A 14,955-nucleotide genomic window follows, 5' to 3' on the forward strand; every position below is an offset into this window, starting at 1 on the left:
GCGCAGGAACCCATCCGAGGAGGACGTGCCGAGTGAAGCGAAAAACCTCCGTTCGTCTTTCCGGCGCTCTCCTCGCCTTCCTGGTGGCCGGCTGCGGGGCCCAGGGCGAAGACGCGGAGGATGCGGAGCGGCCGCAGAAAGGCGCGGGGGCCGGCGTGGCGGGTGCGCAGATCAGAGAGCTGACCCTCGCGGAGGAGGCCGAGATCGAGCTCGCGGAGGAAGAGCTCGTCGGAGAGTGCATGACCCGTCAGGGTTACTCCTACTGGCCGAATCCCGTGGCCGGCGTCGCGGAACGCAAGGTCGGCGCGTACGTGGTGGACGACGTCGACTGGGCTCGCCGGTACGGGTACGGCCGCCCCTTCGACCTGGCGGCCGAGGAGTCACGCCGTAGCCATCCCAACATCACCTACGCCAACGCACTCCCGGAGAAGGAGCGCATTCGCTACTCACTCGCGCTGGACGGCGACTTCGACGACACCATCTCCGTCGAGCTGCCGTCCGGCGGCACGGTCCGGACACCGCGCGAGGGCTGTCACGCCGAGGCGCGGGAGCGGCTCTTCGGCGACTACCCGACCTGGTTCCGGGTCAAGAAGACGGTGAACGGACTGACCCCGCTGTATGTGCCGAGGATTCTCCGGGACGAGCGCCTGGCCACCGCGGTCAAGGCATGGTCCCGGTGCATGACCGCTTCGGGAGCCCCTTTCAGCAGCCCGGACGAGATACGCCGGAAACGGGATTCCCTGGTCGAGGGAATGAACGCGTCCCAAGCGCAGAGCGCCGAAGTGGAACTGGCCGTGACCGAGGCCGAATGCGCCCGGAGGACATCCCTCGGGGAAACCGCGCGTTCCCTTGAGGACGAGTACAGGGGACAGGCGCTGCTTGCCCACTCCGAAGAGTCTGCGACCTACCAGCAGATGAGGATCACCGCGCTTTCCCGGGCCAGGAACCGCGACAGCAGGTAAAAGACATCCGGTACCCGGTGTCCGGTAGGCGTCCCACCGCAGATTTCCGCGGCGTCATGGCCGCGGGGAAGTTCCCACCCGACAGATCGTCCAAGGAGTTGTCCGCATGAAGAAGCTTCCCGCCACCCTGACCGTGCTGGCCATGGCCGCTCTCGGAACCGTCGTCCCTCTCTCCACCGCGCACGCCGCCGAGACCTGCTCCGACGACTACTCGGCCGCGGCCGCCGGTTCCATGTACGCCTACGACAGCCTCAACTGCGTCGGTCGGCTCGGCCGGGCCGAGGGCGACGACGCCAACTGGGGCGACGGCTCGTACAGCTTCCAGGGCGGCGACACCAACAAGGCCTCGTCCATCCTCAACAAGGGCAACAACCAGGAGGTCCAGTTCTTCAACGGAACCGGCACGTCGTGGACCGGCGGCCACATCTGCCTGTCCCGCGCCGAGGGCTACGCCTCCAACCTCACCGACGACTACTTCACCACCGGCCACTCGGCCAACAACGCCATCAGCTCGCACCGTTGGGTGGGCGCCAGCACGTGTGACAGGTGGGCGGTCTGATCCCCGCGCCCTCGGGCCTGTCGTTTGGATCAGGCCGGGCTCGCGGGCCCTGGCACCGCCCCTCGCCGCGTTGTCGTCGGTCGCCGGGGCTCCGCCCCGACTCCCTCCTCCGCCTCGCGAGGCTCTCCCACCGCCTGAAAGGCGCGGGAGGTGCCCCCGGCACCGGACCGCGCTCCCTGATCCGGCCCGATCCAGACGAAAGACCCTCGCTCCCGCACAGCCGGGACTGACAGTCCGCGCCTTGTGGGGACGCCTTGCGCCCGGCATCCCCACAAGGCCCTGTCGGCACCTTCCCGCCCGCCCCGTGACGCCATGCTCGCTCCTGCGGAGGGGCCCACTCGCCGCACCGGGTCCTGACCCGAGTACGTCCAGCACGAGCGGCAGGGCCCGGCACGCCGGGAGTGCGCACCTGACGGCGCAGGGCCCGTCCTTACGCGGACCGCTCCTCTCGTGGCGCCCCCTCTGCGTCCGCGGCCGGGGCGGCGGGCGCTTCCGGGGAGGTGTAGAAGACGGAGGTGCCCTGCTTGCCGCGCTGGGCGTGGTTCCTGGCCACCAGCGCTTCGAGGGCGGTGCGCACGACGGTGGTCTTGATGTTCCGTTCGGGGTACTGCTCACCCAGCGACTGGGCGACCTCGGCCGCGGAACGCGGCTCGCTCCGGCCGGCGAGGTGCTCGCGGACGAGGGAGACGAGCGAGGGCTGATCCGCCTTCGGGGCCGTCTTCGAGGCCGCCGGGCGGGCCGCCGGCTTCTTGACGGCCGGCTTGGCAGCCGCTGCCGCGGGCTTGGCGGCCTTCGGCCGGCGGGAGGCACCGGCCGGCGCCTTCTTCCGCGGAGCGGGCACCGCCGCGGCCTTCTCGACCAGGGTCTTCTCGACCGGGGCCTTCTTCTCAACGGCGGTCTTCTCGGTGGCGGTCTTCTCGGTCGCGGGCGCGGCGGGCGCGGACTCCACACCGAGGGCCTGCTGCACGTTCAGCAGCACCGTGCGGTCCTTCTCCAGGGAGGCCAACTGCTCCTGCAGCGCGGCGATCTCACCGGCAACGCGGTCCTGCTCCTTGAGGTTGCGCTCCAGGTCACCGGCGACCTGCGCCGCATACTGGCTGGTCACCCCGTTTGTCTGGGTGGTGGTCTCGGACATGACGCTCACGCTCCTTGATAGGACCCGACAGGTCGCGGGCCGCCGACCCACGGCATGTACGGCGTTGTGTCGAAGTGATACTACGGAGCGCGGCCTTCCCGCGGTCAGCCCTCGTGCGCAGCCGCGTTGCCGCCGCTCGCACGGTGCGACCGGTGCGACCGGCGCGACCGGCGCGACGTAAGGATTCCGTCATCGGTCACGGGGTGCGCGACGGCCGTCCCCGCCCGTTGAATGGGCGGACGACGAAGTGAACTCCCAGAGATCGGGGCGGAGATGGGGCGCATGCGCAGGGCGCTGACCGGGCCGTTGGCCATCGCGGTGCTGGTGGCGGCGGTGGCGGGTGCCGGATTGGGTCTGTACTGGTTCCAGCCGTGGAAGCTGTGGCAGGACGAGACCGTCCAGGAGGCTCTCCCCGGAGTCGTGAGCGGCTCGACCCCTCCGGCGTCGGCTCCCGCACCGGCCCCCTCGGACGAGCCCTCCGGGCGGTCCGCCCCGGCCGCCGGTCCGCACACGTTGGCGAGTGGTGAGTTGATCAGCCATGAGCACGCGACCTCGGGCACGGTGAAGCTCGTACGGCTGGTCGACGGCTCCCACGTCGTCAGGCTGGAGAACCTGGACACCAGCAACGGACCGGACCTGCGCGTCTGGCTGACCGACGCGCCGGTGCGGCGGGGACACGCCGGATGGCGCGTCTTCGACGACGGGGAGCACGTCAGCCTCGGCAGACTCAAGGGCAACAGGGGAAGTCAGAACTACGCCCTCCCCGCCGACGTGGATCCCTCGGACTACCGCAGTGTCAGCATCTGGTGCGACCGCTTCGACGTGTCCTTCGGCGCGGCCGAACTCGCCCGCACCTGAGGGGCGTTGGTCTTCACAGTGGTGCCCCGCGGCCGCGCGGTGTCCCTCTCGCCGCCGGTGCCCGGTCAGCCGCTGCCCGTGAGTTCGCCGCTGAGTGTCCCGTGGAGGCGGGCGCTGGCCTCGTTGAGGCCGGTGATCTCGACGGTCTTGCCGCGCTGGGCGTACTTGTGCTCGATGGCGTCCAGCGCGGCGACGGAGGAGGCGTCCCAGACGTGGGCGGCCGACAGGTCGATGACGACGCGGTCGGCTTCGGTGGTGTAGTCGAAGCGGTCGACGAGGTCGTTGGAGGAGGCGAAGAACAGCTCACCGGTGACCCGGTGGACGACGGTCGAGCCGTCGGGGTCGGTGACCGAGGTGACCTCGGCGAAGTGGGCGACACGCCTGGCGAAGACGACCATGGCCGTGACCGAGCCGACGACGACACCGATGGCGAGGTTGTGGGTGGCGACCACGCACACGACGGTCACCACCATGACGGTGATCTCCCCGGCCGGCATCCGCCTGAGCGTCTTCGGCGCGACGGAGTGCCAGTCGAACGTGGCCACCGACACCATGACCATCACGGCGACGAGCGCGGCCATGGGGATGTCCGAGACGACCGGACCGAAGACGATGCACAGCACCATCAGGAAGGCGCCCGCCAGGAACGTCGACAGACGGGTACGGGCGCCGGACACCCGCACGTTGATCATCGTCTGGCCGATCATGGCGCAGCCGCCCATGCCGCCGAAGAAGCCGGTGACGATGTTGGCGACGCCCTGCCCGACCGACTCACGGGTCTTGGACGAGTGGGTGTCGGTGATGTCGTCGACCAGCTTGGCGGTCATCAGCGACTCCATCAGCCCGACCAGGGCCATGGCGAACGCGTAGGGGGCGACGGTGGTCAGGGTGTCCGGTGTGAACGGCACGTCCGGCAGGCCGGGCACCGGCAGCGCGGAGGGAAGGTCCCCCCTGTCGCCGACGGTCGGCACCGCGATCCCCGCCGCGACGGTGATGACCGTGAGGATGACGATGGACACCAGCGGAGCCGGGACCACCGTGGTGACCTTGGGGAAGAACACCATGAGGGCCAGGCCGGCGGCGATCAGCGGATAGACCGGCCAGGGCACGTCCGTCATCTCCGGAACCTGCGCCATGAAGATCAGGACGGCCAGGGAGTTGACGAAGCCGACCATCACGCTGCGCGGCACGAACCGCATCAGCTTCGCCACCCCGAGCGCGCCCAGGGCGATCTGGATGACGCCGGCCAGGATGACGGCCGCGACCAGGTGGCCGAAGCCGTGCTCGCGGTTCAGCGGGGCGATGACCAGGGCGACGGCACCGGTCGCCGCGGAGATCATGGCAGGCCGGCCGCCGACCACGGCGATGGTGACGGCCATGGTGAAGGAGGCGAACAGACCGACGGCCGGGTCGACCCCGGCGATGATCGAGAACGAGATCGCCTCGGGGATCAGCGCCAGGGCGACCACGAGACCGGCCAGCACCTCGGTGCGCAGCACCTTCGGGTCGGACAGCCAGGTGGGACGCCGGGGGTCACGCAGCCACGCGGCCGGGGACAGTGCGGAGGAAGACAAGGGAAGGCAGGCCTGTCGTGCTCGGGCACACCCGGCATCACGGCGGGCGTGCGGAAAAGACGTGGGAGATGGGGAAGGCGCGAATGAGCGGACCGGTCCTCCAAGAGGTCCGCGAGGGGCGGAACGGGACCGGTGGGCGGCTCAGAAGCGAGCCGTGAGGGCGGCGGGCACCACCTGGCGGCGAAGGCTCACGGCGGGAGGGCGGCGACACCGGTCGTCACGGACATGCGCACGCTCTCTCCTGCGGACGGCGGATTTCGACGGGGGCTTCGTCGGCCCCGACACGACGTGCGGCGCGGGACGGCGGGCCCGTACCGGGAGGAAGGCGCGGCGGAGAGCCGTCCCCGGGCCGGGGCAACTCTACCCTGACGTTAGAGTAGAGATCGGCGTCGGCTTCCGGTGATCGCCGCCAGAGACGAGAAGGGCGCCGCGTGAGCAGCGAGCACATGCAGATCGGCGAGGTCGCCGCACGGACCGAGCTGTCGCTGCGCACCATCCGGCACTACGAGGACGCAGGCCTCGTCATCCCCTCGGCCCGCTCCCAGGGCGGTTTCCGTCTCTACACCGAGGCGGACGTCGTGCGCCTGATGGTCATCCGCCGGATGAAACCCCTCGGCTTCACCCTCGACGAGATGCGCGGCCTGCTCGAGGCGACGGACCGCCTGGACTCGGACGACGAACTGCCGCCCGCGGAGCGCGAGGAGCTGCGGAGGCGCATCCGAGGCTTCGAACAGGCCGCGCAGCGGCGGGTCGAGGACCTGCGCGTCCAGCTGGCACGCGCCGAGGAGTTCGCGGCCGCGCTCGCCGAGCGGCTGACCCGGACCACGGCGCCCTGACCGGCGGGCGGGCGGAGCGGGATGCCCTGGCCGGCGGGCGGGATGCGCGCGTCAGTCGAGGTGGTGCGGGGCGCCTGGTCGATGTCGTCCTCGGTGATGAGGAGCGGCGGGATCGTGGCGGCCTTCTCGGCCTCGTCGCCTTTGTCCGGTGTCGAACGGTGGACGGCCTCTCCGTCTTCGTCGACGAGAAGCCCGTTGGCCTGAGCGGTGTCCGCGCGGTGGAGACCGTGCTCACCCCGCGCCGCGTCGAGACCCTCAGGGGGCGCCGCCCGGACGCCCGAGCTGACCACGTACATCACCCACGTTCACGTATGGGAACGTGAAGAGAAGTCGGACGTCATGCCGCCTGGCAGGCCCGGTTGCGGCGGAAACGGCTCCACGGGCGGGGAAACGCGTTCACGGAAGCAACGTCAGCACTCGGGCGTGAGTGCCGTACGTCGTGAAGTGGAACGGGGTCGCGGGCGGTTGCCGCCCTCCGCGCGGGCCCTTCCCGACCTCTTGCCACCTCGCCACCGGACCCCTATCGTCGCCGCACGGAAAGCGCTTTCTCGGAGCCGGGACCATTCCGGGGAGCCGACCGTCGCGGTGGGCGCCGCGACTTGTGCACGAGCCGCCAGTGATCCGGCACGGAGTGTCCCGCGACGCCGACGTGCCGCCGAACGAAGGGTGCACGTCATGACGAGCCGGCATGCGACCGTCCAGCACGTTCTTCCTGTCAGTCTGGATTGACGGTCCACGGACAAACCTTCGCCGTGTGCGGCAGCAATGCCAGGCCAGGAAGAACGAGGAGTCAGGAGACATCCATGCAGAGAAAAGTCGCCCTGCGACTGTCCGCCGCATCGGCCGCGATGGCCCTCGCGGCCGGGGTCGGTGTCGTGCTGTCGATGCCGGAGGCCTCCGCGGCGACCGGTGCCGCGACCGGTTACGCGACCCAGAACGGCGGTACCACCGGTGGAGCCGGTGGTCAGACGGTGCGGGCCACCACGGGAACCGCGATCCACGCGGCCCTGTGCGGCAGGGCCAGCAGCAGCACCCCGATCACCATCGAGGTCGAGGGGACCATCAACCACGGCAACACGGCCAAGGTGTCGGGCAGCAGCTGCAACACCGCCGCCGGGGTGATCGAGCTGAAGCAGATCAGCAACGTCACGATCGTCGGCGTCGGCGGCGGAGCCGTCTTCGACCAGCTGGGCATCCACATCCGTGAAGCCAGCAACATCATCATCCAGAACGTGACGATCAAGAACGTGAAGAAGTCGGGCTCGCCCACATCCAACGGCGGCGACGCCATCGGCATGGAGAGCGGCGTCCGCAACGTCTGGGTCGACCACACGACCCTGGAGGCGTCGGGCGGGGAGTCGGAAGGCTACGACGGCCTCTTCGACATGAAGGACGACACCAAGTACGTGACGCTGTCGTACAGCGTCCTGCGCAACTCCGGGCGCGGCGGCCTGGTCGGCTCCAGCGAGAGCGACCTCTCGAACGGGTTCATCACCTTCCACCACAACCTCTACCAGAACATCGACTCCCGCACGCCCCTGCTGCGCGGCGGAACGGCCCACATCTACAACAACCACTACGTGAGCCTGAACGAGTCCGGCATCAACTCCCGCGCCGGAGCGCGCGCCAAGGTGGACAACAACTACTTCGAGGACTCCAAGGACGTCCTGGGCACCTTCTACACGGACGCGGCCGGCTACTGGCAGGTCAGCGGCAACGTCTTCGACAACGTGACCTGGTCCAGCCCCGGCACCGACAACAACCCCGCCGGACCGAACCCGCAGTCCAACACCACGGTCAGCATCCCCTACGCCTACACGCTCGACGCCGCCGCGTGCGTCCCGGACGTCGTCAGCCGCACGGCCGGGGCCGGCAAGGGCCTCCAGGTGTCGAACGGCAGCTGCGCCGTGCAGTCGCCCACGTCGACCCCGACCACCCCGCCCACGTCCGCCACCCCGACCCCGACCCCCAGTCCCACCTCGGGACCGAGCCAGCCCAGCGGGACCAACCTGAGCGTCGGGGCCGGATCGGACGGCTCCAGCAAGGCCACCGGGACGAGTTACGGCAACGTGCGGGACGGCGACATGAGCACGTACTGGTCGCCCGCCGCCTCGACCGGAGCCATTTCGATCAAGTGGGGCTCCGCCACGTCCGTCTCCAGGGTCGTCATCCGGGAGGCGGCGGGGGCCACGGGTGTCATCGGCGCCTGGAAGGTGGTCAACGCTGACACCGGCACCGTGCTGACCTCGGGCAGCGGCGCGGGTGCCATCACCTTCCCGCGGACCTCGCTGAGCAAGGTCACCTTCGAGATCACCGGTTCGACGGGCACGCCGAGGGTCGCCGAGTTCGAGACCTACGCCCAGTAGGCGGGCGGTCCGGCCCGTCCCGGTGCCCGACGCGGCACCGGGACGGGCCGGACTGATCCCCCGTCCCCGGCGCCGGATGGAGCCGCCCCCGCGGGGGCGGCTCCATCCGGCTGCGCAAGCAAGGAGACAAGCCTGGACCTACCTGGTCATCGGCCGCTCCGGGACGCACCGCAGGCTGCGTCCCGACCGCGACTGACGCACCGCGTCGGCAGGCGGGTCCCGTCGGCCGAGAGGCCCGGGCGCGGCAGGCCCGAGCGGGCGAAGTCCGTTCTGCGGACGGTCCGTCGGGGCCACGGGCTGCCGCCGGGCGGCCGTTTCCGGTGTGCGACGTGCCCGTGGCGGCCCGCCACTGCTCGGCGGCCCGCCACGCAGAGGACGGCGCGCGCGGGATCCCGTCCCGCCCGCGCCGTCCCGCCCGCGCTGTCCGCTCAGCCGGGCAGCACGTCGTCGGTCTCCGGATCCCGCAGCCGGGGGATGAACAGGGAGAGCGCCAGGGCCAGGAGGGTGACGAGGGCGCCGAGCCAGAAGACCCAGGCGTAACCGGCGTCCTGGTAGAAGGCGGTGCCGTCGACCACGGTGCTGTGCGCGTTGAGGAGGGCGTACGCGCCGGCCGTGACGATCGCGCCGAACAGGCTGATGAGCATGTTGAGCATGCCGCTGCCCAGGCCCTGTTCGTCGCGCGAGACGACGCCGACGACGAGCACCGGCGCGGTCGCCACCACGATGCCGGAACCGATGTTGGCGATGCACGACGTCAGGATCAGTTCCGCCTCGCCGCCGTGGAAGAAGCCGACGAGCGTGTAGCCCAGTGCCATGACCGCCAGGCCGGCGATCCAGACCTTGCGGGGGTCCAGGCGGCGCAGGAAGCGGCTGACGAACAGGCCGGTGCCGAACATCACCAGGTTCCAGCTCACGCTGACCGCGGCGTTGTGCTGCGCGGTCCAGCCGAGGCCGGCGGAGACACCGGGGATGTGCGGGAAGAGCGCGAGCAGGATGGCCAGGCCGGGCATCGTGAACGCGACGGTCTGGGCGAGACCGCCCGCCGTGAGGGCGAGGGCCACCGGGCGGCGCCGGAGGACCCCGAGGTCCAGGATCGGGTGCGCGCTGGCCCGCTCGACGAACAGGAAGGCGACCAGCGCGGCGGCCCCGGCGGCGAGCCAGCCCAGGGTCCTGCCGTCCGCCCAGCCCCAGCTCTGCCCCTGGCCGACGGCGTAGACCACGGCGGTCAGACCGCCGCCGAGGACCAGGCCCCCGAGCCAGTCGAAGCCCGTGTCGAAGGCGTGCCGCGGTGTCTCCGGCACCAGGAACGCGACCAGCACGAAGGCGACGGCGGTGGCGACGGCGAGGAACCAGAGGGCACCGCGGTAGCCCCAGTTGTCGACGAGCCAGCCCGCCAGGAACGGTGTGCCCAGGGCCACCAGCCCGACGCTGCTGCCCATGATGCCGCTGGCCGACTTGACCAGCTTCTTGGGGAAGACGTCCCGCACCGCGGCGAAGGAGAGGGCACCGAACGGGCCGTAGAAACCGGCGATGGCCCGGCCGACCAGCACCAGCCAGAAGTCTCCGGCCAGTGCGGCCAGGGCCTCACCGCCGGCGCCCAGCGCCATCATGGCGAGCATGACGCGCTTCCTGCCGTACAGATCGCCCAGTTTGATGGCGAACGGCGTGAGCAGGACGCTCGCCAGGGTGAGCGTCAGGCCGAACCACGCGACCTGTGTGGTGTGGAAGCTCTGGGCGACGCTCGCGGTGGCGTTGGCACCGAGGATCCCGCCCGCGGCCAGCAACTGGGTGGGCCAGGCGAGGGCGATCAGGACCGCGACCAGGCGGAGATTCCATCGTCCGCCCGTCTCGGCAGGAGGCGCGCTGTCGAGTGAGGGGCTTGGTGACGTCGGTGTCACGCCATGCCCTCCTTTCACGGAGGTGCCGAAGGGGGTGAGAGGAGATGTGGGGGGGCGATGTGGGGGCGCGGAGGAACGAGCCCGCCGTGACATCCCGGTGACCGGGAGGTGACAGCGCGGCCATCCGTCGTCGCGTGACGTCGATGATGACCCGAACACCTAGTGCCCGCTAGGTTTCCATTGCGTGACCCACGTCACAGGCGTAACTCCCTCCCGGTCCGCCGCCGTCGCCGTGCGCCGCCCCCGGTACGGTTCTGGCATGGCGACACCCAGGGGGCCGCGCGGCGGCTACACGGCAGGCCGGGCCCGGCGCACCCAGATCCTCGAAGCCGCGCTGCTGCGCTTCGGGCAGGACGGCTACCGCAAGACCTCGCTCGCCAGTGTCGCCCGGGACGCCGAGATCACCGACGCCGGCCTGCTGCACCACTTCCGCGACAAGCAGCAGCTCCTGCTGGCCGTCGTCGAGTACTGGCACGACCGCATGGACACCCGGTGGCAGCGGGTCTCGGGATCGGTGCGCGACGCCTTCCGCTGTCACCTGGAGGACACCGCCCAGCGGCTCACCATGCCCGGCATGGTGGAACTCGCCGTCGTGGTCGCCGCCGAGGCGACCGCCCCCGACCACCCCGCCCACGACTTCTTCACCCACTGGCAGGAGAAGGGCGTGAAGGAGCTCGCCGAGCGGCTGGAGGCCGGCAGCCGCAACGGTGAACTCCTGCCGGACCTCGACCACGGCGGCATCGCCCGCGAGTGCGCGGCCCTCGACGCGGGCCTGCGTCAGCAGTGGCTCGCCGGCGGCCGCTCCTTCGACCTCATCGCGGTCATGCGGGCGCACCTCGACCGCCTCCTGCGCTCCATGTCCGTCGACGGGCAGGGGCTGTAGGCGGTCCCGGCTCCGGCGGTTGATCGGGCGGCCTCCGGATCCATGGGTTGTCATGACCTTGCCAATTGGGTGACGTTCCCGATCGGGTGTGTGACCCACATCACGCCGACCAAGACCTAGCGTTCACTAGGTTTTGGGGCGCATGATCGAACCCGCCCCCTCCGCCCGACGACTCCACCCATCCCAGGCCACCACCAGGCATCACCCGCGCCCACCGCGCCGAGGACCCGACATGCGCCACTTCCGGACCGCCCGCGTCATCGCTCCCCGCCGACCGGCGGAGCCCGCCACCACCGGGGCCCGCCCGGCCGCCCTGCTGCGCGACGAGTTCACCCTGCGGACAGCGGTCACGGCGGCCCGGCTCTCCGTCACCGCGCTCGGCGTGTACGAGCTCGAACTCAACGGCACCGTGGTGGGCGACCACGTCCTGGCCCCCGGCTGGACCAGCTACCGCCACCGCCACCGCTACCAGGACTTCGACGTGACGCACCTGGTCCGTGAGGGCGCCAACGCCTGGGGCGCCCACCTGGCCGACGGCTGGTACCGGGGCCTGCTCGGCTTCAACGGCGGCACCCGCGACATCTACGGCGACGACACGGGCCTGCTCGCCGAGCTGCGGATCGAGTACGCCGACGGCACCACCGACACCGTCGCCACCGGCGCGCACTGGCGCTGGAGCCCGGGACCCGTCCTCGCCGCCGGACTGTACGAGGGCGAGGAGTACGACGCCCGCCGCGCACAGGCCGGCTTCAGCGAAACCGGCTTCGACGACTCGGCGTGGGAACCCGTGCGGGTCCTGGAGTTCGACACCGGCGTGCTCTTCCCGGCCGACAGCCCGCCGGTGCGCCGTATCGAGTCGCTCACCCCGGTCGCCGTCACCACCTCACCCACCGGCCGCACCCTCGTCGACTTCGGCCAGAACCTCGTCGGACGCCTGCGCATCCGCGTCCGGGGCGAGGCCGGCCGCACGATCACCCTCCGCCACGCCGAGGTCCTCGAGGACGGCGAGCTGTGCACGCGCCCGCTGCGGCACGCCACCGCCACCGACCGTTACACCCTGTGCGGGGACCCGGAGGGCGAGGTGTGGGAGCCCCGCTTCACCTTCCACGGCTTCCGCCACGCCGAGATCGACGGCTGGCCGGGCGAGTTGGACCCGGCCGACGTCACCGCCGTCGTCCTGCACAGCGACCTGCGCCGCACCGGGTGGTTCTCCTGTTCGGACGCCTCCCTGGAGCGGTTGCACGAGAACGTGGTCTGGGGGATGCGCGGCAACTTCCTCGACGTGCCCACGGACTGTCCGCAGCGCGACGAGCGGCTCGGCTGGACCGGCGACGTCCAGGTCTTCGCCCCCACCGCGGCCTTCCTCTACGACGTCCGTGACTTCCTGCGCTCCTGGCTGCGCGACCTCGCCGCCGACCAGGGCGACGACGCGCGCGGCGTACCGCCGGTGTTCAGCCCCGCCATTCCGGTGATCACGCCGGTGCCGATCCCGCCCGGCAACCCGCCGATGGCCGGCTGGTGCGACGCGGCCGTCATCGTCCCCTGGGTGCTGCACGAGCGCTACGGCGACGTCGAGGTGCTGCGCGCCCAGTACCCCTCGATGCGGGACTGGGTCGACGCCGTCGACCGGATCGCCGGACCCGGCCGGATCTGGGGCGAGGGCTTCCAGTTCGGTGACTGGCTGGACCCGGCCGCGCCCGCGGACGACCCCGGCCGGGCGATGACCTCCTCCTGTCTGGTGGCCACCGCGTACTTCGCGCACTCCGCCCGCCTGCTGGCCCGAACGGCCCGGCTGCTGGGCCAGGACGACGACGCCGGGCGCTACCTCGCGCTGGCCGACTCGGTCCGCGACGCCTTCCTCGGCCGCTTCCACGCCGGGGGCGGCCGGCTGACGGAGGAGACCCAGACCGCGTACGCCCTCGCCCTGTGCTTCCGGCTGATCGAGGACCCCGCCGAACGCGCCGAGGCCGGGCGCCGGCTCGCCGCCCTGGTCGCCGAGGGCGGACACCGCATCGGCACCGGGTTCCTCGGCACCCCGCTGGTGTGCGACGCGCTGACCGACACCGGACACGTGGACACCGCCTACCGGCTGCTGACCCAGCGCTCCTGCCCGTCCTGGCTCCACCAGGTCGACATGGGCGCCACCACCGTCTGGGAACGCTGGGACAGCATGCTCCCCGACGGCCGGGTCAACCCCGGCGAGATGACCTCCTTCAACCACTACGCGTTCGGAGCCGTCGCCGACTGGCTCCACCGCACCGTCGCCGGCCTGGCGCCCGCCGGGCCGGGCTACCGCCGGCTCCTGGTCCGGCCCCGCCCCGGCGGCGGCCTCACCTGGGCGCGGGCCGCGCACGAGACGCCGTACGGCCGGGCCGAGACCGGCTGGCGCGTCGAGGGCGGCACGCTGCTCGTCGAACTCCTCGTGCCACCCCGGGTCACCGCACTGGTCGACCTGCCGGGCGCGAAGCCCACGGAGGCCGGCCCGGGCCGGCACTCCTTCCGCATCCCGTTCACCACGGCCACGCCCTGACCACCCGGGCCCCGGGCCCCGCCCCCCACCCGCCTCCCGGCCCACCGGATCACCGGATCACACGGCTCATCGGCTCACACAAGGAGCACCCATGACACACACCGGCCTGCCCGACGGCTTCCTGTGGGGCGTCGCCACCGCGGGACACCAGAACGAGGGCGACAACCGCGCGAGCGACACCTGGTTCCTGGAGCACACCACTCCCTCCCTCTTCCGCGAACCGAGCGGACCGGCCTGCCGGGGCTACGAGCAGTGGGAGACCGACCTCGACCTGGTGGCGGGGCTCGGACTCGACGCCTTCCGGTTCTCCGTCGAGTGGGCACGCGTCGAACCCGAGCGCGGTGTCGTCTCCGCCGAGGCGCTCGACCACTACGAGCGCAAGGTCGACGGCTGCCTCGCACGCGGCCTGGCGCCCCTGGTGACGTTCAGCCACTTCACCGCACCGCACTGGTTCGCGGCGGACGGTTCGTGGACCGCGGCCGACGCCCCAAGCCGGTTCGCCGACCAGTGTGACCGCGTCATGGCACGCTTCGGCGACCGGATCGCCTACGCGGTCACCCTCAACGAACCCAATCTGGAACAGCTGTTGCAGGCGGGTGCGAAACTCCCGGCCGAGGCCGAGGCGCTCAAGACGCGGATGCTCGCGGCGGCGGCCCGCGCGGCCGGAAGCGACGGCTACGCCAGCGCGAACGTCATCCCCGCCGACCGGCAGGACGAGTTCCAGGAGGCGTTCACCCGCGCCCACCGCGCCGCCCGTGAGGCGATCAGGGCGAACCGCGCAGACCTGCCGGTCGGCGTCTCCATCGCCATCGCCGACGAGGTCGCGGTTCCCGGTGGCGAGCGGCGCCGGGACGCCAAGCGCGCCGCCGTCTACGACCACTGGCTGCGCGAGGCGCGCGACGACGACTTCATCGGCGTGCAGAACTACGAGCGCATCGTGCACGGACCCGACGGCGAGGTGACGCCGGAGGGGGAGCTGAACGGCATGGGCACCGCCATCGAGCCCGGCTCCCTGGCCGGGGCGGTGCGCTACGCCCACGAGGTGGCCGGCGTCCCGGTGCTCGTCACCGAACACGGCATCCAGACCGCGGACGACACCCAGCGCGCCGCGTTCGTCCCCGCCGCGCTCGAGGCCCTCGCGGCCGAGATCGGCACCGGCACACCCGTCCTCGGCTACTGCCACTGGACGCTCATGGACAACTTCGAGTGGATCTTCGGATACGGCGCCCAGCTCGGCCTCCACGAAGTCGACCGCGAGACGTTCGAGCGCCGTCCCAAGCCGAGCGCGAAGGCCTATGCCGACGCGGTGCGGAGCCACCGTGGGGTGCCCGCCGGTCACGGCGGATGAGCCGCG

General features: G+C 71.4%; 11 protein-coding genes. 8 read left to right on the top strand and 3 right to left on the bottom strand.

Annotation, left to right across the window (positions count from 1 at the left end):
- Window positions 1–32: 32 nt before the first annotated feature.
- Complete coding sequence (locus ACGFQC_RS24260) at window positions 33–962, top strand: hypothetical protein (RefSeq protein WP_363089364.1); 930 nt, start codon at window positions 33–35, stop codon at window positions 960–962.
- 106 nt (window positions 963–1,068) lie between these two features.
- On the top strand, window positions 1,069–1,521 hold the full coding sequence (locus ACGFQC_RS24265; RefSeq protein WP_363089363.1) for a hypothetical protein: 453 nt from the start codon (window positions 1,069–1,071) through the stop codon (window positions 1,519–1,521).
- 430 nt (window positions 1,522–1,951) lie between these two features.
- Here the strand turns inward: ACGFQC_RS24265 and ACGFQC_RS24270 are convergent, their stop codons facing one another.
- Entirely contained in the window at window positions 1,952–2,656 is a 705-nt protein-coding gene (locus tag ACGFQC_RS24270) for a hypothetical protein (RefSeq protein WP_363089362.1), read from the bottom strand.
- 273 nt (window positions 2,657–2,929) lie between these two features.
- Here ACGFQC_RS24270 and ACGFQC_RS24275 point away from each other — a divergent pair, with 273 nt between their 5' ends.
- Window positions 2,930–3,514, top strand: coding sequence for a DM13 domain-containing protein (locus ACGFQC_RS24275; RefSeq protein ID WP_363089361.1), 585 nt, complete (start codon window positions 2,930–2,932; stop codon window positions 3,512–3,514).
- A gap of 65 nt (window positions 3,515–3,579) precedes the next feature.
- On the opposite strand, the gene ACGFQC_RS24280 is transcribed toward ACGFQC_RS24275, so the two are convergent.
- Window positions 3,580–5,088, bottom strand: a complete 1,509-nt coding sequence (locus ACGFQC_RS24280) for a SulP family inorganic anion transporter (protein WP_363089360.1) — start codon at window positions 5,086–5,088, stop codon at window positions 3,580–3,582.
- A gap of 431 nt (window positions 5,089–5,519) precedes the next feature.
- Here ACGFQC_RS24280 and ACGFQC_RS24285 point away from each other — a divergent pair, with 431 nt between their 5' ends.
- Window positions 5,520–5,924 (top strand): MerR family transcriptional regulator, encoded by a 405-nt coding sequence (locus tag ACGFQC_RS24285; protein ID WP_363089359.1) that lies wholly within the window; start codon window positions 5,520–5,522, stop codon window positions 5,922–5,924.
- An 803-nt stretch (window positions 5,925–6,727) separates the two neighbouring features.
- Window positions 6,728–8,290, top strand: a complete 1,563-nt coding sequence (locus ACGFQC_RS24290) for a pectate lyase (RefSeq protein ID WP_363089358.1) — start codon at window positions 6,728–6,730, stop codon at window positions 8,288–8,290.
- Between the two features lie 428 nt (window positions 8,291–8,718).
- On the opposite strand, the gene ACGFQC_RS24295 is transcribed toward ACGFQC_RS24290, so the two are convergent.
- The gene (locus ACGFQC_RS24295) at window positions 8,719–10,188 is read right to left on the bottom strand and encodes an MFS transporter (protein WP_363089357.1); all 1,470 of its coding nucleotides are present in this window, start codon (window positions 10,186–10,188) and stop codon (window positions 8,719–8,721) included.
- Between the two features lie 259 nt (window positions 10,189–10,447).
- On the opposite strand from ACGFQC_RS24295, the gene ACGFQC_RS24300 reads away from it, so the two are divergent.
- The 3 genes from ACGFQC_RS24300 to ACGFQC_RS24310 all read left to right on the top strand — a co-directional run bounded on the left by ACGFQC_RS24300 (window position 10,448) and on the right by ACGFQC_RS24310 (window position 14,949).
- Window positions 10,448–11,071, top strand: a complete 624-nt coding sequence (locus tag ACGFQC_RS24300) for a TetR/AcrR family transcriptional regulator (protein ID WP_363089356.1) — start codon at window positions 10,448–10,450, stop codon at window positions 11,069–11,071.
- A gap of 232 nt (window positions 11,072–11,303) precedes the next feature.
- Window positions 11,304–13,601: a glycoside hydrolase family 78 protein gene (locus ACGFQC_RS24305; RefSeq protein ID WP_363089355.1), complete on the top strand. Its 2,298-nt coding sequence runs from the start codon at window positions 11,304–11,306 to the stop codon at window positions 13,599–13,601.
- A gap of 91 nt (window positions 13,602–13,692) precedes the next feature.
- Entirely contained in the window at window positions 13,693–14,949 is a 1,257-nt protein-coding gene (locus tag ACGFQC_RS24310; protein ID WP_363089354.1) for a family 1 glycosylhydrolase, read from the top strand.
- Window positions 14,950–14,955 lie beyond the last annotated feature (6 nt).

Origin of the sequence: Streptomyces sp. NPDC048734, assembly GCF_043198675.1 — a bacterium.
Classification (GTDB): Bacteria; Actinomycetota; Actinomycetes; order Streptomycetales; family Streptomycetaceae; genus Streptomyces.